The following is a 26,281-nucleotide window of genomic DNA, read 5'->3' as shown; positions in this document are numbered from 1 at the left end:
GGCGTCAGCGGGCGGCCTGATCGGGCGCCGCCGTGCGCGCCCGCTCCGCCACCGCGGCGTGGATCGCGAGCATCCGCCGGGCCGACGCGCGCCACGTGTACGGGACGGCGTGCCGCCGGGCCCGCTCGCGCGCCGCCGGGTCGCGCGCGAGGCGGAGCGCGGCGTCGGCGAAGGCGTCCGCGTCGCGCACCGCGACGCGACCACCCATGCCCACGACCTCGGGCAGCGCGCCGGTCGCGGCGCACACCACGGGCGTGCCGCAGGCCAGGCCCTCGAGCGCCGCCAGGCCGAACGTCTCGGCGGGCGCGGGTGCGAGCAGCACGTCGCTGTCCCCCACCAGCCGGGCCACCTCGTGCGGCGCGCGGTGGCCGACGAGCTCGACCGGCAGCGCGGCGGCGGCGCGGGCGATCGCCCCGCGCATCGGACCGTCGCCCACGACCGTGAGCTCGGCGTCGACCCCGCGCCGCACGAGCGCGGCCAGCGTCGCCACGGACAGCATCGGGTCCTTCTCCCGCGACAGCCGGCCCACGTGCACGAGCGCGAGCGTGCGGTCCTCGCGCCAGGGCGCGACCGGCTCGGGGCGCGGGCGGAACACCGTGTGGTCGACGGCGAGCGGCACCACCTGCACGGCGGCGCCGTGCCGGGCGACCTCGCGCGCCGCGTACCGGCTCGGTGCGACCACCGCGTGGTGGTCCAGCCCGGCCGTGCGGTTCACCGAGTCCGCGACGCCGCGCGCGAGCGGCCCCGGCACGCCCGCGGCGCGCACGACGTCGCCGACGTGCTCGTGCGCGACCAGGACGCAGCCGATCCCTGCGGCCTGGGCCCACGGTCCGAGCCAGCGCAGCGTGGTCCGGTCGCTCAGCTCGATGACGTCGGGTCGCACGTCGCGGATGACGTCGAGCACGCTCCCCCGCCCGACCACCACCCGGTAGCCGGGCGCGGCCGCCGCGATCCCCGGCACCGTGCGCGGGTCGGGGTGAGCCGGCCACCACGAGGCGACGGGCTCGGCGGCCTCCGGCACGAGCGCGGTGACCTCGTGGCCCGCGGCGACGTACTCGGTGGCCCAGGCGGCGAGCGCCGTGCGGATGCCGCCCGACGTGGGTGCGACGAAGTTGGCGACCTGAAGGATTCTCATGCGGCTGCTCCCGTTCTCCTCGTCCGGCTCGTCGGCACGCCCGACGGCTCGGCCGTCCCGGTGGGCCCGGCCGTCCGCTGCGCCGCGTGATCTGCGACGGCGCCGGCCCAGTGCTGCTCCAGCGCCCGCAGCGACGCCGCGAGGCCGCGGCCCTGCGAGAGCTCGCGAGCCCGCTCACCCAGCCGGTCGCGGTCGCGGAGCACCGCGTCGACGGCGTCGGCGAGGTCGGCCGCGCTGCCCGGTGTGAACCGGCGCCCGGCGGAGTCGGGCACCAGCTCGGCCACCCCGCCGGCGGCCGGGACGACGGCCGGAACGCCCGCGGCCATCGCCTGCATCGCCCCCTGGCACAGCGTCTCGTGCCGTCCGGGGTGGACGAAGACGTCCAGGCTCGCCGTCGCCCTGGCCAGGTCCTCGCCCCCGAGGAACCCGGTGAACGTCGCCCGCGGGAGGCGCTGCTGGAGGAGCTCGCGGCTCGGGCCGTCGCCGATCACGGCGAGCGCCAGGTCGTCCCGCTCCGCGAGCGCCTCGAGCAGGTGGAGCTCCTTCTCGGGGGCGAGCCGCCCGAGGTAGCCCACCACCGGGACGTCGCGACCGCCGGCGAGCCGGCGCCGCTCGGCGTGGCTGCGCCGGCCCGGGTCGAACAGCTCCAGGTCCACGCCGCGCTGCCAGTGGTGCACGCGCGGTACGCCCCGCACCCGCAGCGCCCGCACGGCGTCCTGCGTGCACGCGAGCGTCCGGGTGGCGCCGCGGTGCGTGCGCACGATCCAGCGCCAGGCCGAGGCGCTCGCGACGGCGAACCCGTGCGCGGCCGCGAACGCGGCGACGTCGGTCTGGTAGACCGCGACGGTCGGCACGCCGAGCTCGGCGCCGGCCCGGATCGCCTGCGCACCGAGCAGGAACGGCGAGGCGACGTGCACGACGTCGGGCCGGTGCCGCCGCACGAACCGTTCCAGCCCGGGCGTCGGGACGCTCGCGGCGTACCCGAGGCGCGCGAGCGGGACGCACGGCGTGGCGAGGACGTTCGTGACGCCGTCGGGCACGCTCGCCTGCGTCGCGCCGGGCGCGACGAGGCTGACGTCGGCGCCCCGGTCCACCAGGTGTGCGAGCACCTGCTGCACGGAGCGGACGACACCGTTGGTCGAGGGAAGCCAGGACTCGGTCACCACCATGACCCGCACGGCTTCGACGGTAGGCACCGCGCACGACGGCGGGTTGGCCGTGGCCTGTCGGGTTCCGGCAGGCGGGGCGAACGGGGGGTGAACGCGCGCGTCGGCGGGACGTTCGGCCCTGCCGTGGGCCGCCGCCCGATGGTTCGCTAGACCCTGAAACGATTCACGCCACCGACGGCGTGACCAGGACGCGGCGCCCACATGCCGCAGGAGGGTGGTGCCGGATGGCACAGCGGATGATCTGGAACCAGACCGCGTACTTCGGCGCCGGGAGCATCTCGGTGATCCCCGAGGAGCTCCAGCGGCGCGGCTTCCGCAAGGCGTTCGTGGTGAGCGACAAGGTGCTCGTGGACTCGGGCGTCGTCGCCCGCGTCACCGACCTGCTGGACGCGGCGGGCATCCCGTTCGAGGTCTACAGCGACGTGCAGCCGAACCCGCCCATCGGATGCGTCAAGGCCGGCGTGGCCGCGTTCGCGGCGTCGGGTGCGGACGTGCTCGTCGCCGTCGGCGGCGGCTCGCCGCAGGACACCTGCAAGGCGATCGGCATCATCACGACCAACCCGCAGTTCTCCGACGTCCGTTCCCTCGAGGGCGTCGCGGCCACGACCAGCCCGTCGGTGCCGATCGTGGCCGTGCCCACGACGGCGGGCACCGCCTCGGAGACGACGATCAACTACGTCATCACCGACGTCGAGCGCCAGCGCAAGTTCGTCTGCGTGGACCCGCACGACATCCCGGTGCTCGCCGTCGTCGACCCCGAGATGATGGCGACCGCGCCGCGCGCGCTCAAGGTGGCCACCGGGCTGGACGCGCTCACGCACGCGATCGAGGGCTACACCACGCTCGGCGCGTGGGAGCTGTCGGACCTGTTCCACCTCAAGGCGATCCAGACGATCGCCGCCTCGCTGCCGGCCGCCGCCGACGGCGACGCCGCCGCCATGGAGCGCATGGCGCTCGGTCAGTACGTGGCGGGCATGGGCTACTCCAACGTCGGCCTCGGCCTCGTGCACGCGATGGCCCACCCGCTCGGCGCGTTCTACTCCGCCCCGCACGGCGTGGCCAACGGCATCCTGCTCGCGCCGGTGATGGCGTTCAACGCGCCCGAGACCGGCGAGAAGCTGCGCGACGTCGCGCTCGCGTTCGGCGTCGCCCGTGCGGCCGAGATGGACGTCGAGACGGTGCGCAAGGCCGCCGTCGAGGCCGTCGCCGACCTCACCCGCGCGCTCGGCAACCCCACCACGCTGCGCGAGATCGGCGCCCGCGAGGAGGACCTGCCGGCGCTGGCCCAGGCCGCGTTCGACGACGTGTGCGCCGGCGGCAACCCGCGCCCCGCCTCGGTCGCGCAGATCGAGGACCTGTACCGCTCGATCTTCTGAGCGACCCGAGCGAACGAGAAGGCGCCCGACGGCGAGGAGCGAGTCCTCGCCGTCGGGCGCCTTTCGTCTGGGCTTGCTGGGCTGATCGCGCTGAGTGCGCCGAGCTACGCCGGCTGCTCGGCGACGAAGCGGGTGGTGAGCTCGCCCAGGCCGGTGACCCGGACCGTGACGACGTCGCCGTCGGTGATCGGGGTGTGCACGGCCTGCGCCTCGTCGGAGCGCGCGGGCGTGCCGGTCGAGATGATGTCCCCCGGCTCCAGGGTGATGATCTGGGACAGGTGGTGCACGAGGAACGCGACGCCGAACACCATCGCGTCGGTGCTCGAGCGGACCGTGACCACGCCGTTGCGCTCGACCTCGACGTCGCGCCCGGCCAGGTCGGAGACCTCGTCGGTGGTGACGATCCACGGGCCGAGCGGGCCGAAGCCGTCCACGCTCTTGCCGAGCGCCCACTGGTTGGTGCGGCTCTGCCAGTCGCGGTCGGAGACGTCGTTGAACAGCGCGTAGCCCGCGACGTGCGCGAGCGCGTCCGCCTCGCTCACCCGCCACGCGCGTCGCCCGATCACGACGGCGATCTCGCCCTCGTAGTCGACCTGCGGCGTGCTGGACCAGATCGTCACCGGGTCCTGCGGCGAGGCGATGACGCCGGGCGTCTTGACGAAGACGTTGGGGTGCTCGGGGTCGGTCTCGCCGCCCTCGAGGTGGCCGCGGTAGTTGTAGCCGAGGCACAGGATCGTGCGCGGGCGCACCGGCGGGGCCAGGTGCACGGAGTCGAGCGTGGGCAGGGTCGCGGTGTCGGCGTCCGCCTCGGCCTTCGTCACGGCCTCGCGGACGACGGCGAGCCTCGCCTCGTCCGCGAGGACCTCCACCAGCGTGGTCGCGTCCGCGACCTCCCGCAGGTCCAGGACGCGATCGACGCCGTCCGGCGCCGTGACCACGGCTGCGGGGATCTCCGACCCGTCCACGTCGATGCTGACCAGTCTCACGCGGTGCGCTCCTTCGTCCGTGGCCGGCACGCGTTGCCGGCCCTCGGGCAGGCTATCGGGCGGCGGTGGGGTCGGGCGGGTTGTTCGGCCGCAGACCCCGCGAGGGTCGACCGTGGGCTGTCGCCCTGCAGCAGCGCAGGAACGACGAAGGCCCGGACCTTGTCGGTCCGGGCCTTCGGCACTGTGTAGCGGGGGCAGGATTTGAACCTGCGACCTCCGGGTTATGAGCCCGGCGAGCTACCGAGCTGCTCCACCCCGCGTCGGCTCCTCTACCTTACGCGACCTCGGCCGGAGGGCCAAATCGGCGGTTCGACCGGTCCGCGAAGGGCCCTCGTGCGGCCGCGCGGAGCCGCTCGGCGCGCGCGCCGACCGGGCGCCCCGACACATTGACTGGCGGCCCCGCCGCTTTGACTGGTCGGGCCGCCCAGGCGACGTCCGGGCCAGGCAAAGGTGCAGGTCACGGGGATGCGGGTCCGACGCTCGGCGATCCGACCAGTCAAAGCGTCGGGGCCTCCAGTCAAAGCGCACCGCGCCGCCGCACGCGCAGCCGTCCGCCACGGCCAAGCGGCCCCCGAGACGCCGGAGGCGCCGGCACCGGGCCACCCCCGGTCCCGGCACCTCCGCGAGCGCGAGACGACTCCAGTCGAACCTCAGCCGGCCGAACCCTCGATCTCCTCCTGCGCGTCGATGGCCCGCTGGATCGCGTCGTCGAGCGCGTCCTGCGCCTCGCCGTACGCGGCCCAGTCGCCGTCGACCTGTGCCTGGCGCCCGGCGGCGAGCGCCGACTGAGCGTCCTGCAGCGCCTGGTTGAGGCGGCCCTGAGGGGTCGAGGTGTCCGTGCCGGTGCCCGACGTCGGCGCCTGGGTCGGTTCCGCGCTGGCCGTGGGGCTCGGCGTCGGCGTCGTGCCGGGGTCGACCGGCGGCACCTCGACGTCGGGATCGGTGCCCGCGTCGCCCGCGTTCGCGCCGGAGTCGCCGCCGAACACCTGGTCCAGCGCCTCGTCAAGCGTCGTGGCGAAGCCGACCTTGTCGCCGAACGCCGCGAGCACGTACCGCAGCAGCGGGTACTGGGTGCCCGAGGACGCCTGCGCGTACACCGGCTGCACGTAGAGGAACCCGCCACCCACCGGCAGCGTCAGCAGGTTGCCGCGCACGGCCTCGGAGCCCTGGCTGTTGAGGATGTTGAGGGTGTTGGCGGCGGCCTGGTCGGAGTCGAAGTTGTTCTGCACCTGCCCCGGGCCGGGCACCGCGGAGCCGGCGGGCAGCTCGAGCAGCCGGATCGTGCCGTACCCCTCGCCCTTCACGCCGGCCTCCGAGCCGGCGTCACCGTCCACGGCCGCGAACGCACGGAGCACGTTCCGGTCGTTGGCATTGAGGATGAACGAGGTCGTCAGCGAGAACGACGCCGTGTCCTGGTCGGGCATCCGCAGCGTGAGGTAGTACGGCGGCTGCGAGACGCCGCTGCTCTTCGTCGGGTCCTCCGGCGTGCGCCAGAAGTCCGACCCGGCGAAGAACTGCCCGGCGTCGGTCACGTGGTAGGTGTTGAGAATCGTGCGCTGGACCTTGAACTGGTCCTCCGGGTAGCGCACGTGGCTCATGAGGTCGCCGGTCATCTCGGTCAGCGGCTGCACCAGGCCCGGGTAGACGTTCTCCCACGCCTTGAGCAGTGGGTCGGACTCGTCCCACGCGTACAGCGTGACGGAGCCGTCGTAGGCGTTCACCACGGCCTTGACCGAGTTGCGGATGTAGTTGATCGACTCGGGCAGCTGCGCCACGGTGAGCGGCTGGCCGTCCGCGCCGACGAGGCGGGAGTCGATCGTCGCCTCCTGCAGCTGCTGCCGCTTGGAGTAGGGGTAGTCGTTCGACGTGGTGTACGCGTCGACGATCCACGCCACCTCCTTCGTCCCGTCGCCGTCGGTGTCGATGACGGCCGGGTACGCGGAGGAGTCCACCGTGAGGAACGGCGCGACCTTCTCCACCCGGGTGCGCGGGTCGCGGTCCCAGAGCACCTGCGACTCGTTGGTCACGCGGTCGGAGAACAGGATCTCCTGACTGCCGAACTTGAGCGCGAACAGCGTCCGCACGAACGGGTTGGAGATCGTCGGGCCACCGTCGCCCGTGTACGTGGACAGCACCTCGCCGTCGGAGTCGTCGGAGGGGTAGTCGACCTCCCAGGGCGTGGTGCCCTCGGGGGCACCCACGATCGAGTACTCCGGGGACTCCTGGCCGAAGTAGATCCGCGGCTCGTAGTCGCCGAGCCGGCCGGTGGAGGGGATGTCGCCCTCGAAGAAGTCCGGCTGGCCGCCGGCGCCGGGCACGTTGCCGTACGCGGCCACCACGCCGAAGCCGTGGGTGTACACCGTGTGGTCGTTCGTCCAGTTGCGCTGGCCCGAGCCGAGACCGTCGAGGTCGAGCTCGCGCACGGAGATCACGGTGTCGGCCGTGCCGTCGTCCAGCGCGTAGCGGTCCACCGACAGGTCGTCCGGGAACGTGTAGTACTGCCGGATCTGCTGGAGCTGGCGGAAGGTCGGCGAGATGATCGTCGGGTCCATGAGGCGGATGCTCGCCGTCGCGTCGGCGTCCTCGCGCAGCGCGCCCTGCTCGGGGTTCGTGGTCGCCGCGTAGTCCTCGCGCTCGACGTTCTCCAGCCCGTACGCCTTGAGCGTGGAGTCGATGTTGCGCTGGATGTAGGGCGTCTCGAGGTCCTGCTCGTTCGGCGCCACCTGGAAGCGCTGCACGAGCGCCGGGTAGATCCCCGCGAGCACGATCGCCGAGACGACCATGAGCGCGACGGCGACGGCCGGCAGCTTCCACGTGCCCCGCACGCTCGCGACGACGAACATCACCGCGACCACGACGGCGATCCCCGCGAGGATCTCCCGGCCCGGCAGCACCGCGTTGATGTCGGTGTACGCCGCGCCGTCGAACCGGGTGCCCTCCTGGGACAGCAGCGAGTAGCGGTCGAGCCAGTAGGAGGCGGCGATGAGCAGCGCGAACACCGCGGCGATCACGCCCAGGTGGACGCGCGCGGCCGGGCTGACGTGGGGCGCCTGGCCGACCTGCAGCCCGCCGTAGAGGTAGTGCGTCACGACGGCGGCCACGCCAGAGATGAACACGGTGGCCATGAGGAACGAGACGACGAACCGCAGCCCCGGCAGCACGAAGACGAAGAACGAGATGTCCAGCCCGAACTGGGGGTCGGCCTCACCGAACGACGTGCCGTTCGCCCACAGCAGGACGGTCTGCCACTGGCTGCTCGCGGCGAGCCCGCCGAAGAGCCCCAGCACCGCGGGCGCCGCGATGAGCACCGCGCGCCGCAGCGGCTCGACGGCCTCCCGGTACCGGTCCAGGTTGCGCTGCTCGGGCGTGGCCGGCGCGTAGACGGGCCGGGTCCGGTAGGCGATGTGCAGGTTGAGGTACGTCGCCCCGCCGAGGAGCAGCGCACCCGCCACGAACAGGCCGCCACGCACGAGCCACTGCGTGCGCAGCACCTGCTCGGCGTCCAGCTGGGCGAACCACAGCCACTCGGTCACGAGGCCCGACGCGATGAACGTCAGGACGAGCAGGGCGGCGACGATGAGGACGGTGGGTCCGAGGGCGGACCGGCGGTGGGGCCTGGCCGGAGCGGCGGAGGTCACGGGCGGGAACCTTTGGGTCGGGAACGCGTGGGTCGCGAGCCACACCCGGGAAGCCGCGGCTCCCAGGGACAACGGCCGCGCGGCCCGACAAGTTTCCCACGGCTTTCCCACGGCCTGGCATCGCCTTCCCCGCGGTCGACCCGGCGGTGGGCGAGACTGGGTCCGTGACCGACGCCTCTCCCGACCCGACCGCCGCCTCCCCCGACCGCACGCCGTCGCTCGCGCGCTGCGTGCACGAGACCGAGGCACACGTCGCCGCCGACGGCTGGGACGGCCCGGCGCGGGTCTTCGCCCTCGTGGACAGCCACCGCGCGCTGGCCGCGGACCCCTCCCTCGCGGGCGTCTTCCCGGAGTCGCCCGACCCCTACCAGCTCGTCGCGGTCGAGCAGGAGGGCCTGCCCGCCGCGGACACGCTCGAGGAGCTGCTCGCGCAGCTCGGCTGGCCCGAGACGGTCGACGGCGTGGCGCTCACCGTCGAGCGCGTCGTCCTGCCGCCCGAGGCGGAGGCCGAGCTCGAGGCGCACCTCTCCGACCCGATCGAGCCGGACGAGGCGCACGCGCCCGACGGCGAACCCGCCACCGGCGATCGGCTCGCCTCGGGCGCGGCTCGCCAGCGGGCGGCCGACCGTGAGGCGGCGCTCGCCGCGCTCGCGGCGCACCCGAAGGCGCAGGACGTGCGCCTCGCCGTCGGGGTGCTGCGCACGGGTGAGTCCTGGTGCGCGGTCCGCACCCGCGCGCACGACACCGACCAGGACGTCGCCGGCTCCCCCGACGCCGTGCCGGGCCTCGTGGAGGCGCTCGCCGCGACGCTGGGCTGAGTCTCGCGGGAGCGACGCGCCCCAGGACCGATCGACGCTCAGGAGCAGGTCGGCAGGTCCTCGGCGGTGCCGGCCCCGATGGCCTGGACGGCGGTCCACGCATCCTCGAGCGTCGCCACGCTCACGACCTGCAGCCCGTCCGGCACGTTGCCCACCACGTCGGCGCAGTTGGACTCCGGCGCGAGGAAGTAGTGCGCGCCGTCGCGCACCGACCCGTACATCTTCTGCACGATGCCGCCGATCGCCCCGACGTCGCCCGTCATGTCGATGGTGCCGGTGCCCGCGATCACCTGACCGCCGGTCTGGTCACCCTCGGTGAGCTTCTCCATGATCCCGAGGGCGAACATCGTGCCCGCGCTGGGTCCGCCGATGTTGGCGATCTCGATGTCCACCTCCACCGGGAAGTCGAACGTGGGGTCGACCAGGACCCCCAGGACGCTGCCGCCCTCGCCGTCGTCCCCGGTCGTGATCGCCAGGTCGGTGCTGGTGCCGTCCCGGTCCACGACGAGCGTCACGTCCGTCCCGGGCGGCGTCGCCTCGAGCAGGTCCGAGAGGGCGGTGAACGAGTCGATGGCGTGCGCCTCGCCGTCGACCGTGAGACCGGTGATGACGTCGCCCTCCTGCGCGACGCTGGCCGAGGCGCCGCCGTCGATGACGCCGGCGATCTCCAGCGTCGCGGTGACGTCGTAGCCCAGCGCCTCGAGCGCCGCGGCGGTCGCGTTCTCCTGCGAGGAGGTCATCTGCGCCTGGGACTGCTCGGCGCTCTCCTCCTGCGTCTGGTCGGGCGGGAACACGCTCTCGCGCGGCACCACCGTCGTGCGCGGGTCCAGCCAGCCCTGCACCACCTGCGTGAGTCCGACCGGGTAGCCCGGTCCGCCGGCGACCGACACCGTCGTGAGGCGCAGCTCGCCGGCGGTCGGGAAGGTCTCGGCGTCGGGGATGGAGATGAGCGGCGTGTCACCGGACTCGCCGAGCGTGTCCACCGTCGGGCCGGGCTGGCGCACCGCGTACGGGACCGGGATCAGCAGGCAGAGCGTGAGCAGGCCGAGCGTGAGCGTCGCCAGCGTGACGACCGGCGCCGGGATGCGCTCCCACCACGCGACGGGGCGCGGCATCGGGGCGAACGTCCGCGGCGCGGGGTCGGTCACGGGCGTGGGCGGGTTCGACACGGAGCCCATTGTGGGGCCCGCGGCTGGGAGTGCGCCGTGAGCGAAAGCGAGCCGCCAGGCCGTGGAGCGGTGAGCGCGCCGCGGATAGCGTGAGACCACCGAACGAAAGGGGCGGCCATGCCCGACAGCGAGGACGCCCGGCGCAGCTGGGAGCTGCTCCTGCGGCAGATGCTGGGCGAGGAGGGTGCCCGGGAGGCGCTCGAGGCGCTCGAGGCCGGGGGGTTCGACCCCGCCGGGATGGCGGAGGCCACGGGCCTGCCGATGGACCCCGCCTCCCTGCAGGCGATGATGCTGCAGATGCAGCGCCTCATGGCGACCGGGGGCGACGACGTCGTGAACTGGGACCTGGCGCGCGACATCGCCCGCCAGACGGCCCACACGGGCGGCGACCCCTCGCTCACCACGGCGCAGGCCAGCCGCGCGGTCTCCGCGCTCCAGGTCGCCGACCTGTGGCTCGACGCCGCCACCGACCTGCCGCCCGCCGGCGGGGGCCGATCGGCGTGGAGCCGCGCGCAGTGGGTCGAGGGCACGATGGAGGTCTGGAAGCGGCTCACGTCGCCGGTCGCGACGTCGGTCGCGGACGCCCTGGCGGGTGTCATCGCCGCCCAGCAGGCCGACCTCCCGATCCAGGAGGGCGGCGGCGAGATGCTGCGCCGCCTCGGCGGCTCGGTGTTCGGCATGCAGGTCGGGCAGGCCGCCGGGACCCTGGCCCGCGAGGTGTTCGGCACCTCCGACACCGGCCTGCCGCTCGTCGAGGGGCACGGCACCGCACTCGTGGTGAGCAACGTCGAGGCCTACGCCGAGGGTCTGGACGCCGGACCCGAGGAGGTCCTGCAGCTGCTCGCGGTGCGCGAGGCCGCGCACGCGCGCCTGTACGCGCACGTCCCGTGGCTGCGCCCGCACATCCTCGGCCTCGTCGAGGAGTACGCCCGCGGCATCTCCATCGACGTCGACCGGATGGAGGAGGCGGTCCGGAGCATCGACGTCACCGACCCGGACGCCCTGCGGTCCGCGCTGTCGGGCGGCGTGTTCGCGATGGAGGTCTCCCCCGAGCAGGCCGCAGCACTCGAACGCCTCGAGACCGCGCTCGCCCTCGTCGAGGGCTGGGTCGAGGACGTCGCGGGACGCGCCGTCGCCCCGCACCTGCCGCACGCCGTGCCGCTGCGGGAGATGCTGCGCCGTCGCCGGGCCGCGGGTGGCCCGGCCGAGCACGTCTTCGCGACCCTGGTGGGCCTGCAGCTGCGCCCGCGCAAGCTCCGCGAGGCTGCGGCCCTGTGGGGCTCGCTCGTCGCCGCCGGCGGGCCGGAGCAGCGCGACGCCCTGTGGGAGCACCCCGACCTCCTGCCGCAGGCCGACGACCTCGACGACGGCGCCGCGTTCCTCGCGCGCCGGCGCTTCGCCGAGGAGTCCGAGGCCGAGCTCGACGCCGCCCTCGCCGAGATCCTCGGGGGCGAGCAGCCCGACGGCGAGCAGCCCCCCTCGAGCTGACGCGCGCGGACGCCCTGTCGACGAGCGCGTCCACAGGGCAGCCGTCCACAGGGGGCGCGCCCGGACGCCTGGCCCTGGCACGCTCGGGCGATGCGACTGCACCCGTGCCTCCCGCCGCTGTGGCGGGGCGACGGCGAGCTCCAGCTCGGCCTCGACCCCCGGCTCGCGCTCGTGCTGACCGACCTCTCGCGCGAGGAGCAGCGGTTCGTCGAGTCCCTCGCGCGCCCGGTCCCCCGATCACGCACGCGACGCAGCGACCTGGTGGAGCTGGCCCGTCGGCACCGCGTGGGAGCCACCCGGGCCGAGGCGATCGTCGAGCACCTGCGCACGCACGGCGCGCTCGAGCAGCGGGGCGATGCGCGCGGCGCGGTTGAACCCCCGAGCCGCACGGTCGACCTGCCGGGTGCGACGAGCGGTGACGAGGAGCAGCCGGCGGCGGCAGACGCGGTCGGGCTGCTGACCGGTTCCGACGTGCGCGCCGTGAGAGCGGCGGCCGACGTCGTGGTGATCGGTGGCGCCGGACCGGGGCTCGCCGTCGGGCTCCTGCTCGCGAGCGCCGGCATCGGCGGGGTCGCGGTGGTGGACGAGGCCCTGGTGGGACCGACCGACGTCGCCGCGGGCGGGTACCGGCCGGACCAGGTCGGTCAGCCGCGCGGGACCGCGGCCGTCGCGGCGCTGCGCGCCCGTGTTCCGCGCCTGCGCACTCGCGTCGCGCGACCGGACGTGGCGGTGCTCGTGGAGCCGCACGTCGCCGTGCCGTTCCGGTCCTCGGCGCTCGTGCGCGAGGACGTCACGCACCTGTCGGTCGTGGCGCGGCAGCTCGACGTCGTCGTCGGCCCGCTCGTGCGACCGGGGCGCGGGGCGTGCCTGCGCTGCCTGGACCTGCACCGCTGCGACGCCGACCCGGCCTGGCCGTCGATCGCGACGCAGCTCGCCACGGTGCCGTGGCCGCAGCACGAGGAGGCCACGTGGGCCGCGGCCACCGGGCTCGCGGCGAGTGCGGTGCTCGCCGTCGTCGACGGGCGGGGCGAGACGCTGGAGGGGACGTCGCTCGCCGTCGGCGGCGGCTCCGCGGCGGCGACGGCCTGGACCCCGCACCCGGAGTGCGGGTGCGGGGCCGGGCCGATGGGCCGCTGACTCCCCGCGGATGCCGGCGTGCGCCGGTCATGCGGGTCATGCGGGTCATGCGGGTCATGCGGGTCATGCGGCGATCTTGCGGGGACGGCCGCGGCCGCGCTTGCGCGCCACCACGACACCGTCCACGAAGACCTCTCCGCCCCACACGCCCCACGGCTCGTGCCGCCGGATCGCGCCGTCGAGGCACTCGGCCCTCAGGGGGCACTCGCGGCACATCGCCTTGGCGCGCTCGACGTCGTCGCCGCGCTCGGCGAACCACAGGTCGAGCGTCGCGCTGACCTGGCAGGGCAGCTCGGCGTCGACCTGAGGCAGCTCGACGCCGAGGACGTCGGACAGGGTCGGGGTGGACGGGGTCGGATCGGTCGGGACGAGCGGGTCGCCCGTCTCGTCGCGGCGAAGCGGGTAGCTGTGGCGACCGATCGAGAGATCGGTCGTGGGTGCGCCGTCGATGGCGTAGGTGCTGGACATGAGGGGTTCCTCGAAGGTCGTGCCGGTTCGTGTCGTGAGGCCTCGAGGGGCCGGAGGTGACGTGTGCGCCGGTGTCGGCGAGCCACGCGCAGGTGGTGCGCGGGTGCTACGTCAGGCGAGGAAGGACTCGGCGCCGCTCCGCAGGGCAGAGGGCATGGGTGTCCCCTGGAACCGCGGACGCGGAGAAACGAGCAGGTACGCCTGGACCGATGCCACGGCGCTGATGGTGAGCTTCATCTCGGGAAACACCTCCCCTCGCTGCGGACCCCTCATGCTGGTGAGGCGGGGCCGGGTCGAACACGAACAGGTGCGAGCCTACGCCAGGACCGCCACGGCGAGGCAAGTGCTTTTTCGAAGGAGTTCTCGGACGGCGCTCAGGTGACGGTGCCGACGTGCCACGGGATGAACTCCTCGACGCCGATGCCGAGCTCCTCGCTCACCGTCTGCTCGCCCGAGGCGACCGCGAGGATCAGGTCGAAGATCTCCTGGCCCACCTGCTCGAGCGTGGCGGTCCCGTCCACGATGCGCCCGGCGTTGACGTCCATGTCCTCGGCCATCCGCGTGTACATCTCGGTGTTCGTGGCGACCTTGATCGACGGCGCGGGACGGCACCCGAAGACGGACCCGCGCCCGGTCGTGAACACCACGACGGTGGAGCCGCCGGCCACCAGGCCGGTCACCGACACCGGGTCGTAGCCCGGGGTGTCCATGAACACGAAGCCCTCGTGCGGCGCCATCGGCTCGGCGTACTCGTAGACCTGCGCGAGGTCGGCCTGGCCGCCCTTGGCGACGGCGCCGAGCGACTTCTCGAGGATCGTCGTCAGCCCGCCGGCCTTGTTGCCGGGCGAGGGGTTGTTGTCGAGCGAGCCGTTGCCGGCCGCCGCGTACGCCTTCCACCACTCGAGGCGGTCGAGGAGCTTCTGCGCGACCTCGGGCCGCGTCGCGCGGCGCGTGAGCAGGTGCTCCGCGCCGAACACCTCGGGCGTCTCGGCGAGGGCCGAGGTGCCGCCGTACGCCACGAGTCGGTCCGAGGCCCAGCCGAGCGCCGGGTTGGCCGTGATCCCGGAGTAGCCGTCCGAGCCGCCGCAGTTGAGGGCGAGCACGAGCTCGCTCACGTCGACGTCCTCGCGGGTGCGCTGGTTCACCACGGGCAGCATCGCGCGAACCGCCTCGACGCCGGCCCGGACCGTGGCACGCACGCCGCCGGTCTCCTGGATCGTGAGGCTCTGCACCAGCGTGTCCGCGGGGATGTCGGCCAGCACGCCCATCCGTTCCGCGGCGTCGGGTGCGCCCGGCGCCCCGACGCTCGGCATGCCGAGGAAGGCACCCCCGCCGTCGCGCGTGGTGAGCTGGGAGGTGAGCACCATCTCGCAGCCGAGCCCGAGCACGAGCACCGCGGAGATGTTCGGGTGGGCGGCGTAGCCGCGCAGCGTGCGCAGCAGCATCGCGCCGCCCTCGCTGTCCGGCACGAGGCCGCAGCCGGACTGGTGCGTGAGCGGGATGACGCCGTCGACGTTCTCGAACTCCACCAGGACCGAGGAGGGGAACTGCGCGGCGATCATCTTCGCCGTCGAGGCCGAGCAGTTGACGCTCGTGAGGATCGCGATGAAGTTGCGGGTGCCGACCCGGCCGTCGGCGCGGCGGTAGCCGCGGAACGTGGGCCGCGGGCCGTCGGGCACGGCGAGCTCGGTGTGGGTCCCGCCGAGCTCGTGCTCCCGGCGGCCCTCCTCGTAGCCGAGGTTGTGCGCGTGGACGTGGCTGCCGGCCGTGATGTCCGTGGTGGCGACGCCGATCACCTGGCCGTACTTGTGCACCCCGGCGCCCCGCGGGACGTCGCGCAGCGCCACCTTGTGCCCGCGCGGGACGGCGTCGACGGCGACCAGGGGGGCCGCGTCCACGCCCGGCAGGGTGTCGCCCGGGGCGATGTCACGCGTGGCGACGCCGACGTCGTCGCCGTCGCGCAGCACGAGCACCTCGGCTGCGCGGCCGGTCGTGACCCCTGCACTCATGTGGAACCTCCTGGTTCACCGTCGGAGCGTTCGCGCACCCGTGCGCGAGCGTGCACTGCCGTGGGACGTTCCTCGTCGCGGCACCGGTGCCCGCCCGCGCAGGTTCGCCGGTCGGCGTGGGCGGCGGGGTGGGCGGCGGCGTCGAGGAAGAGTCGGAACGGCGCGTGTCCTACCCCGCGATCGTACGCGAGAAACCGATTTCTCGCCACCGGCGAGCGGTCGTCGGGACCGCGGGAGACGGGGCGGTACGGGTCAGACCGTCGCGGCGTCGGAGGTGACGTCGGCGCGGGCGGAGGGCTCGCCGTCGGGCGCCGCCAACCGGCGCGTGGACAGCCGCTCGACGAAGTGCACGGGCAGGATCTCGGTGCCCCCCGTCTCCGCGGCTGCGTCGGCCGGACGCGGTGCGACCCGCTCGTGCAGGCGCTCCCAGGCGCGCCGCCCGATCGCCTCGTACGGCACGTGCACGGTGGTCAGCGCCGGGGTCGCGTAGCTCGCCAGCTCGATGTCGTCGAACCCCACGACCGAGAGCTCCGCGGGGACGTCGACGCCGAGCTCGTGCAGGTGCGCGAGGAGCCCGAAGGCGACCTGGTCGTTGTAGGCGACCACCGCCGTCGCGCGCGTGGCGAGCACGGCGTGCGCGAGCCGGTAGCCGTCGGACAGGTCGGCGCCGCACGGCAGCGTCGTGATCCGCACGTCGCCAACCGCGCGCGCCACCCTGCCGAGACCGTCGAGCCGCGCGATGTTCGACGGGCTGCGCTCCGGCCCGGTGAGGTAGACGACCTGCCGGTGCCCGAGCCCGACGAGGTGCTCGAGCACCGTGACCATCCCCGAGGAGTAGTCCACGCTCACGGCGGGGATGTCCGACCCGGGCAGCGAACGGTTGACCATGACCACCGGCTCGATGTCGGCGAGCAGCTCCCCGAGCTCGTCCGCGCCCACGCGCGGTGAGACGAGCACGAGCGCGTCCGTGCGGGCCCGGGTGCTCCGGGCGATCTCCGCCTCACGGTCGAACCGCCCCGCGGACTCCGCGACGACGACGCTGTACCCGCTGTCGTAGGCACCGGCCGCGACCGAGCGCAGCACGGTCTGGAACATCGGGTTCGTGAGGTCGGGCACCACGATGCCGACGGCGGCCGTGCGGCCCAGCGACAGCGACCGCGCGGTCACCGAGGGCCGGTAGCTCAACCGCGCGGCCGCGGCCCGCACCCGGCGCGTGAGCTCGGGGTCGACCTTCCCCCCGTTCATCACGCGCGAGACCGTGGCGCGCGAGACCCCCGCGGCGTCCGCCACGTCGCTGATCGTCGCCCCACTCCGCATCGTCGACTCCGTGTTCTCTCGGTGCCTCCGGCCCCCGGGTCAGACCCTAGACGCCGCGGCCGGGGCTGTGGGCTCAGCAGGCTCGGCGGGCTCGGCGCGGCGGCTGATGTCGACGCCGAGCCCGAGGTCGTCGACGAGGACGGCCTGGCCCGTGCGCAGCGACTCGTTCGCCGCGATGCCGACCGCCACGGCGCGCACACCGTCGATCGAGTCCGCCGCACGGCCCAGCGGGTCCGCCTCGAGGCGCAGGTCGCGCCGGAAGACGTCCATGAGCAGGATCGCGTCGCCGCCGCCGTGACCACCGATGCCGCGCGGGATGGGCACCTCCCGCGCTGCCTCCCAGTGCCGCTGCACCACGAGCCGCTCCCCCTCGGGCCGCGACTCGGCGGCCGGCGAGGCGTCCGGCGTGGCCGACGGGTCGAGGACGCCGCGCCCCTCCTCGTCGAGAACGATCGCTCCACGCTCGACCACCGTGAGCTCGGCGCGACCCTCGGTCCCGTTGACGCTCACCGTGTAGCCCTCCCACGGCGCGTGGGCGTTGAGCGAGTACGTCATCGAGACGCCGGAGCGGTAGTCGACGACGAGGGACATGTTGTCCTCGATCGTGATGCCGCCCGAGAAGACGTCGCGGTCGCGCAGGTAGCCGTCGTGGTGCTCGGCGTCGAGGTAGAGGCCCTTGAGGCGGCGGTCGGCGGCCAGGTCGAGCGCCCACGGGTCGCCACTCGTGCCCGTGCCGCGCTCGGGGCGCTCACCCAGGCCACGCGCGGCGGCGTTCTCCGCCCCGTAGAACCGCAGGCCGGCGGAGGCGAAGACGCGGGCCGGGGCGTCGTCGAGCCACCAGTTCACGAGGTCGAAGTGGTGGCTGGACTTGTGGATGAGCAGGCTGCCGGAGTTCTCCCGCTCCCGGTGCCAGCGGCGGAAGTAGTCCGCGCCGTGCACCGTGTCGAGCACCCACTCGAAGTGCACGCTCGTGGGCCGGCCGATCGCGCCCGACGCGATGACCTCGCGCAGGGTGGAGTTGCGCGGGGCGTAGCGGTAGTTGAACGTCATGACCACCTCGCGCCCGGTCCGTGCCACCGAGTCCGCGATCGTCCGGCAGCCCTCGGCGGTCGTGGTGAGGGGCTTCTCCACGACGGCGTCGGCGCCCGCGGCCTGGACGCGCGCCACACACTCGGCGTGCAGCCGGTCGGGCGTGGTCACGACGACGACGTCGACGCGCTGCTCGGCAATCATCCGCTCGAGGTCGGCGGGCGCGTACTGCGGGAGACCCGCTGGACCGTCGAGGCCGAGCGCCGCGCCGACCTCGGCGTCGTAGAACGCCATCCGCCCGGGGTTGGCGTCGCACAGCGCGACGAGCTCGGCGACGTCGGCGTGGTCACCCGTGATGGCGCTGACGTACATGCCGGCGCGGTGGCCGGTCCCGAGGACGGCGTAGCGCGTGCGCGGACGGGAGGGGTCCGGCTGCGCGAACCGGGGAACCACGGTCGGGTCGGCGCTCGTCGACGAGGACGCGTCGGGTCGCGGAGCGGTGGGGTTCTGGTCGAGCTGCGTCATCGTCGACACCTATCCGTGAATCGGGCGCGAGGGCCCGAGAAGATGTGAGGAACGGGTTTCTCAGAAGCGTACCGAGCCCAGGCTGGGCGCGGTCACCAGCACCGCACAGCGACGCGCTACGAAATCGTTGTCGCTCCATCATCGCAGGTGAGCGGCCCTTCAGCCGTGGTGGGACAACGCGGGGTAGCGGGCACCGCGCACCGTGTGTGCTCTCAGGAACCGGTTCCTGGAACCGTGTCACAGCAGAGACCACGAGGAAGTGTGTCATGACAGCCTTCAACGAGCTTCGAGAGATGCGCCGCCAACGCGGCGGCCCCAAGAACGTCGCCAAGACCAACCTGCGCAAGGCGGACGGGCGCGCTGCGCTCGTGTTCCTCGCACCGTGGTTCCTGGGTCTCTTCGCGATCACGCTCTTCCCGCTGGGCGCTTCTGCGTACTTCTCGCTCACGGACTACGACCTGCTCACCCCGCCGACGTTCATCGGCTTCGAGTACTTCGTCGAGCTGTTCCACGACACCCGGCTGCACCAGGCGCTCAAGGTGACGCTCACGTACGTCGTCACCGGCGTCCCGCTGCAGCTGATCGTCGCGCTCTTGCTCGCCATGCTGCTCAACCAGGGCATGCGAGGCATGGCGTTCTACCGCTCGGTCTTCTACCTGCCCTCGCTCATGGGCGGATCGGTCGCCATCGCCATCCTGTGGCGCCAGGTCTTCGGGGTGGACGGCATCTTCAACCGATTCCTGGCGATCTTCGGCATCGAGGGCATCGGGTGGGTCTCCAACCCGGACACCGCCCTGTGGACCATCGTGCTGCTGCACGTGTGGACCTTCGGCTCTCCGATGATCATCTTCCTCGCCGGCCTGCGGCAGATCCCGGAGATGTACTACGAGGCCGCGTCTCTGGACGGCGCGAGCAAGGTGCGTCAGTTCCTCTCGGTCACGCTCCCGCTGCTCAGCCCGATCATCTTCTTCAACCTCGTGATGCAGGTGATCACCGCGTTCCAGGCGTTCACGCAGGCGTACGTCGTCTCCGGCGGCACCGGCGGCCCGTCCGACTCGACGCTTTTCTACACGCTGTACCTGTACCAGGAGGGGTTCAGCAACCTTCATATGGGCTACGCCTCGGCGATGGCCTGGCTCATGGTCGTCATCATCCTCGGGCTGACCGCAGTCAACTTCTGGCTGTCGAAGTTCTGGGTCTTCTACGGGGACTGAAAGGAGCACCACGACGATGTCGACGACGACCTCGCCCAGCTCCGATCTGGGTACGCGCATCACCACGCTCGCCGCGCAGGCGCCGCACCGTGCTCGGGCCGGCGCATGGCGCGGGACCACCCGCTCGGTGGTCCGCCACGTGCTCATGATCGCCGCAGCGCTGATCATGGTCTATCCGCTGCTGTGGCTGCTCGGCTCCTCGTTCAAGCCGACGGAGATCATCTTCCGGGAGCTGTCGGTCATCCCGACCGAGTGGGACTTCAGCAACTACACGACCGGCTGGCAGGCGCTCACGGAGCCGTTCGGGCACTACATGCTGAACTCGATGGTCATCGTGGCCGACTCCTTGCTCGGCAACCTCGTGACCTGCTCGATGGCCGCGTACGCGTTCGCCCGCCTGAAGTTCCGCGGCCGCAACGTGTGGTTCGCCATCATGCTCGTGACGATCATGCTTCCGATCCACGTCCTGATCGTCCCTCAGTACGTCATGTTCCAGCAGGTCGGCTGGATCAACACGTTCTGGCCGCTGATCGTTCCGAAGCTGCTCGCCACCGACGCGTTCTTCGTGTTCCTCATGGTGCAGTTCTTCCGGGGCATCCCCAACGAGCTCGAGGAGGCGGCCCGCCTGGACGGATGCGGGCACCCGCGGATCTTCCTGCGGATCATGCTCCCGCTGGCGACGCCTGCGTTGGCGACCACGGCGATCTTCACCTTCATCTGGACGTGGAACGACTTCTTCGCCCAGCTCATCTTCCTCACCAAGGACTCGATGAAGACCGCACCCGTGGCCCTTCGCCTGTTCCTGGACTCCTCGTCCGGGAGCTCGTGGGGCCCGATGTTCGCCATGTCGATCGTGACGATCATCCCGATCTTCCTGGTCTTCCTCGTCGGCCAGAAGTACCTCGTGAAGGGCATCGCGACGACCGGAATCAAGTAGCACCCGCACCACCCACGCTGCAGCACCCCGCAGCACCCCCTCAGCAGGACCGCCGGGAACCACCGGTGACCCCGTTGACCGCACGCAACGACGCGGTCGGACCGAAGGAGAAGAGAATGACCATCCCCCACACCTCGCGGCGCGTCGTCGGAGCGGTCGCCGCCGCCCTCGCTCTCACGCTGGGCCTGTCGGCCTGCGGCAGCAGCGACACCGGCGGCGACTCGAGCGCCGACGCCACGGGTGACGCCGCCGGCGGCGACTCGAGCGCCGACGCCAGCGCCGACGCCGACAACGAGCCGGTCACGATCCGGTTCGCCTGGTGGGGCTCGGACACCCGCCACGAGGTCACCCAGAAGGTCATCGAGGCGTTCGAGGCGGAGTACCCCTACATCACCGTCGAGCCCGACTACACGAGCTGGGACAACTACTTCGAGAAGCTCCACGTGGCGGCGGCGGGCAACGACCTGCCCGACGTCATCACGCAGGAGGAGCGCTTCCTCACCGAGTACGCCGACCGCGGCTCCTCGCCAACCTCGACGAGCTCGGCCTGGACACCGCAAACATCGACGAGAGCGTGCTCCATGCGGGGACGATCGACGACGCGCTCTACGGCATCGCGACGGGGATCAACGTGCACGCGATCATCGCCGACCCGCAGGCGTTCGCGGACGCCGGGGTCGAGATGCCCGACGACACGACGTGGACGTGGGACGACTACGAGCAGATCGCCACCGACATCTCCGCCGGTTCGGCCGACGGCGGGTACGGCGTGCAGAACTACAGCTTCATCGAGCCCGTCCTGAAGATCATCGCCCGCCAGAAGGGCGAGGAGGTCTTCACGGCGGACGGCGAGGTGGGCGTCTCGGCCGCGACGGTCGAGGAGTTCTTCCAGCGCTCGGTCGACCTCCAGTCGGCCGGCGGTGAGCCCGACGCCTCGGTCTCCACCGAGATCCAGGCAGCCGGCGTCGAGGGCTCGCTGCCCGCGACCAACAAGGGCGCCATGGCGTGGTTCTGGTCCAACCAGCTCAACGCCGTCCAGACGGCATCCGGCCGCGACCTCGTCCTCCTGCGCGCGCCCGGCGAGTCGGAGTTCGAGCGGACGGGTGAGTACTTCAAGCCGAGCATGTACTACTCCGTCTCCGCCAAGAGCGAGCACCCGGAGGAGTCCCAGCTCCTGGTCGACTTCCCCATCAACTCGAACGCGGCGGGCGAGCTGATCCTCAGCGACCGCGGCCTGCCGGCCAACACCGAGGTGCGCGCGCACGTGCTGCCGATGCTGTCGGACGCCGACAAGCTCTCGGCCGAGTTCGTGGAGAACCTCCAGGACGTCGTGGAGGACGGCACGCCGGTCCCGCCGGTCGGCGCCGGCGAGGTCCCCGACATCACCTCGCGGATCAACTCCGACGTCCTGTTCGGCAAGATCACGCCGGCCCAAGCGGCCGAGCAGTGGATCGACGAGGTCACCAAGGCGATCTCCTGACCGCCCGTCGGGGCCGGGCCCGCACGGGTCCGGCCCCGACACACGTGTCCCCCTCCCCCTCGCGTCCGCTGACGCGTCCATCGAGAGCGAGCCAGACATGAGCACGACGGCGAGCACCACCTCCGCCCGCACTCCCACCACATGCGCCGACCACCGTTACGGCGACCCCTCGACGCGATGGGCGCTGCTCGGGGCGGAGACGATGCTGAGCCGCGAGCCGCGGATCAACACGCGCCAGCGGTGGGAGTACGAGGACGGCCTGGTGCTCAACGGCATCTACGGCATGTACTGCGACACGCGGGATGCGAGGCTCCTCGACTATGTCCGTACCAACATCGACGAGTTCGTGCAGCCGGACGGGACCATTCGGCATTACGCGTACGAGGAGTTGAACCTCGACCACGTGAACAACGGCAAGGCGATTCTCGACCTGCTCGAGGAGACCGGCGACGAGCGGTACCGCGCGGCGGCGGACACGCTCTTCGACCAGCTGCAGCACCAGCCGCGCACGAACGAGGGCAGCTTCTGGCACAAGCGGATCTACCCCGACCAGGTGTGGCTGGACGGGCTCTACATGGGATCGGTGTTCTACGCGCGCTACTGCGCGCTCGCCGGCCGGAGCGACCTCCTGGACGACGTGGTGCGCCAGTTCACCAACGCGTACGACCTCCTCACCCTCGACCCGGCCACGGGCCTGTGCCGGCACGCGTACGACGCCACCCGGTCGATGTACTGGGCCGACGCCGAGACCGGGCTCTCGCCGCACGTCTGGCTGCGCGCGCTCGGCTGGTTCGCCATGGCCATGGTCGACGTGCAGGCCTACCTGCCCCAGGACCATCCCGGTCGCGCGCAGATCCGCACCAACCTCACTGCGCTCCTGACCGCGCTGCAGCGGTCCCGCGGATCCGGGCACCAACCTCTGGTTCCAGATCCCGGACCAGGCCGGACGACCCATGAACTACCTCGAGTCCTCGGGGTCCCTCATGGTGCTCTCGGCGATCGCGACCTCGTTGCGCCTGGGCTACCTCGCCGGTCCCCCGTGGGACGAGGCGCTGGAACGAGGCTGGACCCACGCGCGCGAGCAGTTCCTCAGCATCACCGCGGAGGGCTGGGTGAACGTGCACAAGATGTGCCAGGTCGCCGGGCTCGGCGGCGCCACGCGCCGCGACGGCTCCTTCGCGTACTACATGTCCGAGCCGATCGTCACGAACGACCACAAGGGCTATGGTCCGTTCTGCTGCTTGCCACCGAGATGGAGCGCCGCCGCTGAGCCCGGCCCGGGTCTCGCCGTCGTGCGCTGTTCGCGCGTTCCGCCTCGTGGGGCTCGTGCCTCTCGTCCGTTCCACCCGTCAGCCAGTCGATCCGTCCGTCCGTCAGCCAGTCAGTTCTGTCCAGGGCCCGCCGCCGCAGCGGCGCGCGGACCCGCCCTCTCGTGGAGTGTGTGATGTCGCCGTCTGATCAGGTCCTGGGTACCTCCGTCGAGGCCGGTGGAGCCACCGGCGGGGACTGGGTGCTGCACCCGGACCGCGCGCTGCCGGCGGAGCCGGGTGTGCGGGCGCTGGCCCGGGAGATCCTGTCCGCGGTGAGCGACCTGCCGATCGTCTCGATGCACGGGCACGTCCCCGTGGAGTGGTTCGTGGAGAACGGGTCGTTCGGGAACCCCGCCGAGCTGCTCGTCGTGCCGGACCACTACCTGGTGCGGATGCTGGTGTCGCAGGGCGCGACGCCCGCCGAGCTCGGCGTGCCCACCCGGACCGGGTCCGGCGTGACCGCCGAGGCCGACCCGCGGGAGATCTGGCGTCGGTTCTGCGCGGGCTGGCACCTCTTTCGCGGCACGCCGACCCGGTTCTGGATGGAGACCGAGCTCGTCGACATCTTCGGCGTCACGCAGCGCCCGAGCGCGGAGACGGCCGACGCGATCTACGACCGGATCCAGGCCGTCGTCGACTCCCCCGACTTCCGCCCCCGCGCGCTGCTGGACACGTTCGGCATCGAGGTCGTCTCGACCACGGATCCGGCGTGGTCCGACCTCGCGCAGCACCACCGCCTCGCCGCCGAGGGCCTCGGGGACCGCGTCCTGCCGACGTTCCGGCCGGACGCCGTCCTCACCCTCACCTCACCGACCTGGATCGCGGACGTCGCGCGCCTCGGCGAGGCCGCCGGCGTCGACACCGGCTCGTACGCCGGCTACCTGGAGGCCCTGCGGCTCCAGCGCGAGCGTTTCAAGGCCGCCGGCGCACGCGCCACCGACCACGGACTCGCCACCACGGACACCACACCCCTGTCCGACGCCGAGGCGACCAGGCTCTACGCCGACGCCCTCGCCGGGAGGGTCACGCCCGAGGGCTCGACCGCGTTCGCCGGGCACATGATGTTCCAGATGGCCGCGATGGCCGCCGAGGACCACCTCGTCATGCAGATCCACCCCGGCGTCCTGCGCGACCACGACCCCGCGATCGCTGCCGCCTACGGCCCCGACAAGGGCTACGACATCCCGCTGGCGATCGAGTTCGCCCACGGGCTGCGCCCCCTGCTCAACGCGTTCGGGCACCACCCCGGCTTCCGGGCGATCGCGTTCACCATCGACGAGGACACCTACTCGCGCGAGCTCGCCCCGCTCGCGGGGGTCTACCCGGGCCTCAAGCTCGGTGCGCCGTGGTGGTTCCTCGACGCGCCCGACGCCATGCGTCGCTACCGGGAGGCCGTCACCGAGACCGCAGGGTTCTTCAACACCACCGGGTTCGTCGACGACACGCGCGCGTTCTGCTCGATCCCCGCCCGGCACGACCTGGCTCGCCGGATCGACGCAGGCTACCTCGCCCGCCTCGTGACCGAGCACCGCCTCGACCTCGACGAGGCCGTCGACACCGCGACCTACCTCGCCTACCGCGGCCCGCTCGAGGCCTACGCGGAGCTCGCCTCGTGAGCACCAGCACGCTGCCTCGTCCCGGCGCGGCTGCCGACGGGCGCGAACCGCTGCCGATCACGATCCTGCAGTTCGGCGCCGGCAACTTCCTGCGCGCGTTCGTCGACCTCATGGTCCAGCAGGCGAACGACGCCGGCGTGCTGCACGACGCGGTCGCGGCCGTGCAGTCCACGCCGTGGCCCGACCCCGCGCTCGCGCACCTCGAGGCGCAGGACGGGATCTACCACGTGCTGCTGGAGGGTGTGCGCGACGGCGCCCCCGTGCGCGAGTTCACCCGGGTCACGGCGGTGCAGCGGATCGTCCGCGCGCACGAGGACTTCGAGGCCTACCGCGCGCTCTACCTCTCGCCCGAGCTGCGCACGATCGTGTCCAACACGACGGAGGCTGGCATCGCCTGGGTGCCGGGTGACGACCTCACCGCCACCCCGCCGCTGTCCTTCCCGGCGAAGATCACCGCGCTCCTGCTCGACCGCTTCCGGCACTTCGACGGCGACCCCGCCGCCGGCCTGCACGTCGTGTGCTGCGAGCTCATCGAGGACAACGCCACCACGCTGCGCGAGTACGTCCTGGGGCACGCCGCCGAGAACGCGCTGCCCGAGGCGTTCACGCAGTGGGTGCGCACCGCGTGCACCTTCCACGACACCCTCGTGGACCGCATCGTGCCCGGGTTCCCGCGGGAGGAGATCGACGCCATCCACGCCGAGCTCGGGGTCGCCGACCTGTCCGTCGTCAAGGGCGAGTACTTCGGCCTCTGGGTGATCGGCGGCGATCCCGTGATCCGCGACGTCCTGCCCCTGGACCGCGCCGGCCTGCCGGTCGAGTTCGTCCCGGACGTGCGCCCGGTGCGCGAGAAGAAGGTCCGCATCCTCAACGGGCTGCACACGGCGATGTCCGCCGTCGGGCTCCTGCTCGGTGCCACCTCGGTGCGCGAGGCGGACGCGCGACCCGACGTCGCCGCCTACCTGCGCGCGCTGCTCGAGCGGGAGGTGCTGCCGACGATCCCGGGCGACCCGGACGCGCTGCGCGCCTTCGCGGCCTCGATCGTCGAGCGGTTCGCCAACCCCTACCTCCACCACCTGCTCGGCGACATCGCGCTCAACGCGCTGTCGAAGTACCGCGCGCGCAACCTGCCCGTGCTGCTGGACGGCCGGGCGGCCGGGCGCGAGGCGCCGCGGACCGCGTTCGCGCTCGCCGCGCTCCTCGTACTCGACTCCGGCCGGCTCGGACCGGAGGACTTCACGCCGCGGGACGACGCCGAGCCGCTCGCCGTCGTGCGGGACACCTTCGACGCTCACGACGTCGAGGCCTGGGTCCGGCGCAGCGTCCTCGCCGCCGCGTACCTCGAGCCGGGCGACGCCCGCCTGGACCGGCTCGTGCGCGAGGTGACCGGGCACGCCCGGGCGTTGCTCGCCGTCGGGCCCGAGGCGGCCCTCGCCGCGCTCGTCGACGGCTGAGGCGCG

Annotated in this window: 21 protein-coding genes, 1 tRNA gene and 2 pseudogenes; 12 read left to right on the top strand and 12 right to left on the bottom strand. The window is 72.8% G+C overall.

Features of this window, described 5'->3' with window-relative positions:
* Positions 1-4: 4 nt before the first annotated feature.
* Positions 5-1,135, bottom strand: a complete 1,131-nt coding sequence (locus tag AC3AQ1_RS13275; RefSeq protein ID WP_108719369.1) for a glycosyltransferase family 4 protein — start codon at positions 1,133-1,135, stop codon at positions 5-7.
* Entirely contained in the window at positions 1,132-2,304 is a 1,173-nt protein-coding gene (locus AC3AQ1_RS13270; protein ID WP_108719368.1) for a glycosyltransferase, read from the bottom strand. Before AC3AQ1_RS13270 ends, AC3AQ1_RS13275 begins: the two co-directional genes overlap by 4 nt.
* Positions 2,305-2,528: 224 nt before the next feature.
* Between AC3AQ1_RS13270 and fucO the strand changes: the two genes are divergently transcribed.
* Positions 2,529-3,680: a lactaldehyde reductase gene (gene fucO, locus AC3AQ1_RS13265; RefSeq protein ID WP_108719367.1), complete on the top strand. Its 1,152-nt coding sequence runs from the start codon at positions 2,529-2,531 to the stop codon at positions 3,678-3,680.
* A 104-nt stretch (positions 3,681-3,784) separates the two neighbouring features.
* On the opposite strand, the gene AC3AQ1_RS13260 is transcribed toward fucO, so the two are convergent.
* The 3 genes from AC3AQ1_RS13260 to AC3AQ1_RS13250 all read right to left on the bottom strand — a co-directional run bounded on the left by AC3AQ1_RS13260 (position 3,785) and on the right by AC3AQ1_RS13250 (position 8,304).
* Positions 3,785-4,666 (bottom strand): fumarylacetoacetate hydrolase family protein, encoded by an 882-nt coding sequence (locus tag AC3AQ1_RS13260; RefSeq protein WP_234417514.1) that lies wholly within the window; start codon positions 4,664-4,666, stop codon positions 3,785-3,787.
* Positions 4,667-4,852: 186 nt separating this feature from the next.
* A tRNA-Met gene (locus AC3AQ1_RS13255) sits at positions 4,853-4,926 on the bottom strand.
* A gap of 390 nt (positions 4,927-5,316) precedes the next feature.
* Positions 5,317-8,304, bottom strand: a complete 2,988-nt coding sequence (locus AC3AQ1_RS13250; protein ID WP_108719366.1) for a UPF0182 family membrane protein — start codon at positions 8,302-8,304, stop codon at positions 5,317-5,319.
* A gap of 164 nt (positions 8,305-8,468) precedes the next feature.
* Between AC3AQ1_RS13250 and AC3AQ1_RS13245 the strand changes: the two genes are divergently transcribed.
* Positions 8,469-9,122: a PPA1309 family protein gene (locus AC3AQ1_RS13245; RefSeq protein WP_108720219.1), complete on the top strand. Its 654-nt coding sequence runs from the start codon at positions 8,469-8,471 to the stop codon at positions 9,120-9,122.
* Between the two features lie 38 nt (positions 9,123-9,160).
* Here AC3AQ1_RS13245 and AC3AQ1_RS13240 read toward each other — a convergent pair whose 3' ends face one another.
* Positions 9,161-10,291: a YlbL family protein gene (locus tag AC3AQ1_RS13240; RefSeq protein ID WP_234417513.1), complete on the bottom strand. Its 1,131-nt coding sequence runs from the start codon at positions 10,289-10,291 to the stop codon at positions 9,161-9,163.
* A 117-nt stretch (positions 10,292-10,408) separates the two neighbouring features.
* On the opposite strand from AC3AQ1_RS13240, the gene AC3AQ1_RS13235 reads away from it, so the two are divergent.
* Together AC3AQ1_RS13235 and AC3AQ1_RS13230 are read left to right on the top strand one after the other, a co-directional pair.
* The gene (locus AC3AQ1_RS13235; protein ID WP_108719365.1) at positions 10,409-11,779 is read left to right on the top strand and encodes a zinc-dependent metalloprotease; all 1,371 of its coding nucleotides are present in this window, start codon (positions 10,409-10,411) and stop codon (positions 11,777-11,779) included.
* Between the two features lie 90 nt (positions 11,780-11,869).
* Positions 11,870-12,916, top strand: a complete 1,047-nt coding sequence (locus AC3AQ1_RS13230) for a ThiF family adenylyltransferase (RefSeq protein WP_108719364.1) — start codon at positions 11,870-11,872, stop codon at positions 12,914-12,916.
* Between the two features lie 63 nt (positions 12,917-12,979).
* Here the strand turns inward: AC3AQ1_RS13230 and AC3AQ1_RS13225 are convergent, their stop codons facing one another.
* The 5 genes from AC3AQ1_RS13225 to AC3AQ1_RS13205 form a co-directional block, all read right to left on the bottom strand.
* On the bottom strand, positions 12,980-13,384 hold the full coding sequence (locus AC3AQ1_RS13225; protein ID WP_108719363.1) for a WhiB family transcriptional regulator: 405 nt from the start codon (positions 13,382-13,384) through the stop codon (positions 12,980-12,982).
* A 111-nt stretch (positions 13,385-13,495) separates the two neighbouring features.
* On the bottom strand, positions 13,496-13,621 hold the full coding sequence (locus tag AC3AQ1_RS13220; protein ID WP_255421199.1) for a hypothetical protein: 126 nt from the start codon (positions 13,619-13,621) through the stop codon (positions 13,496-13,498).
* A gap of 137 nt (positions 13,622-13,758) precedes the next feature.
* Positions 13,759-15,393: a UxaA family hydrolase gene (locus AC3AQ1_RS13215; protein WP_108719362.1), complete on the bottom strand. Its 1,635-nt coding sequence runs from the start codon at positions 15,391-15,393 to the stop codon at positions 13,759-13,761.
* Positions 15,394-15,645: 252 nt separating this feature from the next.
* A complete protein-coding gene (locus tag AC3AQ1_RS13210; protein ID WP_108719361.1) occupies positions 15,646-16,710 on the bottom strand; it encodes a LacI family DNA-binding transcriptional regulator in 1,065 nt (354 codons plus the stop codon).
* A gap of 39 nt (positions 16,711-16,749) precedes the next feature.
* On the bottom strand, positions 16,750-18,264 hold the full coding sequence (locus AC3AQ1_RS13205; protein ID WP_108720217.1) for a Gfo/Idh/MocA family protein: 1,515 nt from the start codon (positions 18,262-18,264) through the stop codon (positions 16,750-16,752).
* Positions 18,265-18,530: 266 nt separating this feature from the next.
* Here AC3AQ1_RS13205 and AC3AQ1_RS13200 point away from each other — a divergent pair, with 266 nt between their 5' ends.
* Both AC3AQ1_RS13200 and AC3AQ1_RS13195 read left to right on the top strand, forming a co-directional pair.
* A complete protein-coding gene (locus tag AC3AQ1_RS13200) occupies positions 18,531-19,478 on the top strand; it encodes a carbohydrate ABC transporter permease (RefSeq protein ID WP_108719360.1) in 948 nt (315 codons plus the stop codon).
* 16 nt (positions 19,479-19,494) lie between these two features.
* On the top strand, positions 19,495-20,415 hold the full coding sequence (locus AC3AQ1_RS13195; protein ID WP_108719359.1) for a carbohydrate ABC transporter permease: 921 nt from the start codon (positions 19,495-19,497) through the stop codon (positions 20,413-20,415).
* Between the two features lie 40 nt (positions 20,416-20,455).
* Here the strand turns inward: AC3AQ1_RS13195 and AC3AQ1_RS13190 are convergent, their stop codons facing one another.
* Positions 20,456-20,776 carry a hypothetical protein gene (locus tag AC3AQ1_RS13190; RefSeq protein WP_234418005.1) on the bottom strand — a complete coding sequence of 107 codons (321 nt, stop codon included), beginning with the start codon at positions 20,774-20,776 and terminating at the stop codon, positions 20,456-20,458.
* Here AC3AQ1_RS13190 and AC3AQ1_RS13185 point away from each other — a divergent pair.
* From AC3AQ1_RS13185 to AC3AQ1_RS13160, 6 genes and pseudogenes are all read left to right on the top strand, one after another.
* A pseudogene (locus tag AC3AQ1_RS13185) lies at positions 20,721-20,876 on the top strand (carbohydrate ABC transporter substrate-binding protein); the annotation flags it as partial. The gene AC3AQ1_RS13190 and the pseudogene AC3AQ1_RS13185 sit on opposite strands and share 56 nt — an antisense overlap.
* Before the next feature lie 113 nt (positions 20,877-20,989).
* Entirely contained in the window at positions 20,990-21,895 is a 906-nt protein-coding gene (locus AC3AQ1_RS13180) for an ABC transporter substrate-binding protein (protein WP_255421198.1), read from the top strand.
* A gap of 97 nt (positions 21,896-21,992) precedes the next feature.
* A pseudogene (locus AC3AQ1_RS13175) lies at positions 21,993-22,757 on the top strand (glycoside hydrolase family 88/105 protein); the annotation flags it as partial.
* 91 nt (positions 22,758-22,848) lie between these two features.
* Positions 22,849-23,340, top strand: a complete 492-nt coding sequence (locus tag AC3AQ1_RS13170; protein WP_370445358.1) for a glycoside hydrolase family 88 protein — start codon at positions 22,849-22,851, stop codon at positions 23,338-23,340.
* Positions 23,340-24,821 (top strand): glucuronate isomerase, encoded by a 1,482-nt coding sequence (gene uxaC, locus AC3AQ1_RS13165; protein WP_108719358.1) that lies wholly within the window; start codon positions 23,340-23,342, stop codon positions 24,819-24,821. Before AC3AQ1_RS13170 ends, uxaC begins: the two co-directional genes overlap by 1 nt.
* Positions 24,818-26,275 carry a tagaturonate reductase gene (locus tag AC3AQ1_RS13160; RefSeq protein ID WP_108719357.1) on the top strand — a complete coding sequence of 486 codons (1,458 nt, stop codon included), beginning with the start codon at positions 24,818-24,820 and terminating at the stop codon, positions 26,273-26,275. The genes uxaC and AC3AQ1_RS13160 overlap by 4 nt, the downstream gene beginning before the upstream one ends.
* Positions 26,276-26,281: the final 6 nt, after the last annotated feature.

The sequence above is a fragment of the Miniimonas sp. S16 genome, assembly GCF_057748195.1.
Note: the sequence above shows the minus strand (reverse complement) of the source record. Positions and strands in the feature narration are given on the sequence as shown.

Bases quoted from the DNA above. Each gene is read 5' to 3' on its own strand.
- AC3AQ1_RS13275 (WP_108719369.1), bottom strand. From the start codon at position 1,135: ATGAGAATCCTTCAGGTCGCCAACTTCGTCGCACCCACGTCGGGCGGC.
- AC3AQ1_RS13270 (WP_108719368.1), bottom strand. From the start codon at position 2,304: ATGGTGGTGACCGAGTCCTGGCTTCCCTCGACCAACGGTGTCGTCCGC.
- fucO (WP_108719367.1), top strand. From the start codon at position 2,529: ATGGCACAGCGGATGATCTGGAACCAGACCGCGTACTTCGGCGCCGGG.
- AC3AQ1_RS13235 (WP_108719365.1), top strand. From the start codon at position 10,409: ATGCCCGACAGCGAGGACGCCCGGCGCAGCTGGGAGCTGCTCCTGCGG.
- AC3AQ1_RS13230 (WP_108719364.1), top strand. From the start codon at position 11,870: ATGCGACTGCACCCGTGCCTCCCGCCGCTGTGGCGGGGCGACGGCGAG.
- AC3AQ1_RS13225 (WP_108719363.1), bottom strand. From the start codon at position 13,384: ATGTCCAGCACCTACGCCATCGACGGCGCACCCACGACCGATCTCTCG.
- AC3AQ1_RS13220 (WP_255421199.1), bottom strand. From the start codon at position 13,621: ATGAAGCTCACCATCAGCGCCGTGGCATCGGTCCAGGCGTACCTGCTC.
- AC3AQ1_RS13215 (WP_108719362.1), bottom strand. From the start codon at position 15,393: ATGAGTGCAGGGGTCACGACCGGCCGCGCAGCCGAGGTGCTCGTGCTG.
- AC3AQ1_RS13210 (WP_108719361.1), bottom strand. From the start codon at position 16,710: ATGCGGAGTGGGGCGACGATCAGCGACGTGGCGGACGCCGCGGGGGTC.
- AC3AQ1_RS13205 (WP_108720217.1), bottom strand. From the start codon at position 18,264: ATGACGCAGCTCGACCAGAACCCCACCGCTCCGCGACCCGACGCGTCC.
- AC3AQ1_RS13200 (WP_108719360.1), top strand. From the start codon at position 18,531: ATGACAGCCTTCAACGAGCTTCGAGAGATGCGCCGCCAACGCGGCGGC.
- AC3AQ1_RS13195 (WP_108719359.1), top strand. From the start codon at position 19,495: ATGTCGACGACGACCTCGCCCAGCTCCGATCTGGGTACGCGCATCACC.
- AC3AQ1_RS13190 (WP_234418005.1), bottom strand. From the start codon at position 20,776: ATGACCTTCTGGGTGACCTCGTGGCGGGTGTCCGAGCCCCACCAGGCG.
- AC3AQ1_RS13170 (WP_370445358.1), top strand. From the start codon at position 22,849: ATGAACTACCTCGAGTCCTCGGGGTCCCTCATGGTGCTCTCGGCGATC.
- uxaC (WP_108719358.1), top strand. From the start codon at position 23,340: ATGTCGCCGTCTGATCAGGTCCTGGGTACCTCCGTCGAGGCCGGTGGA.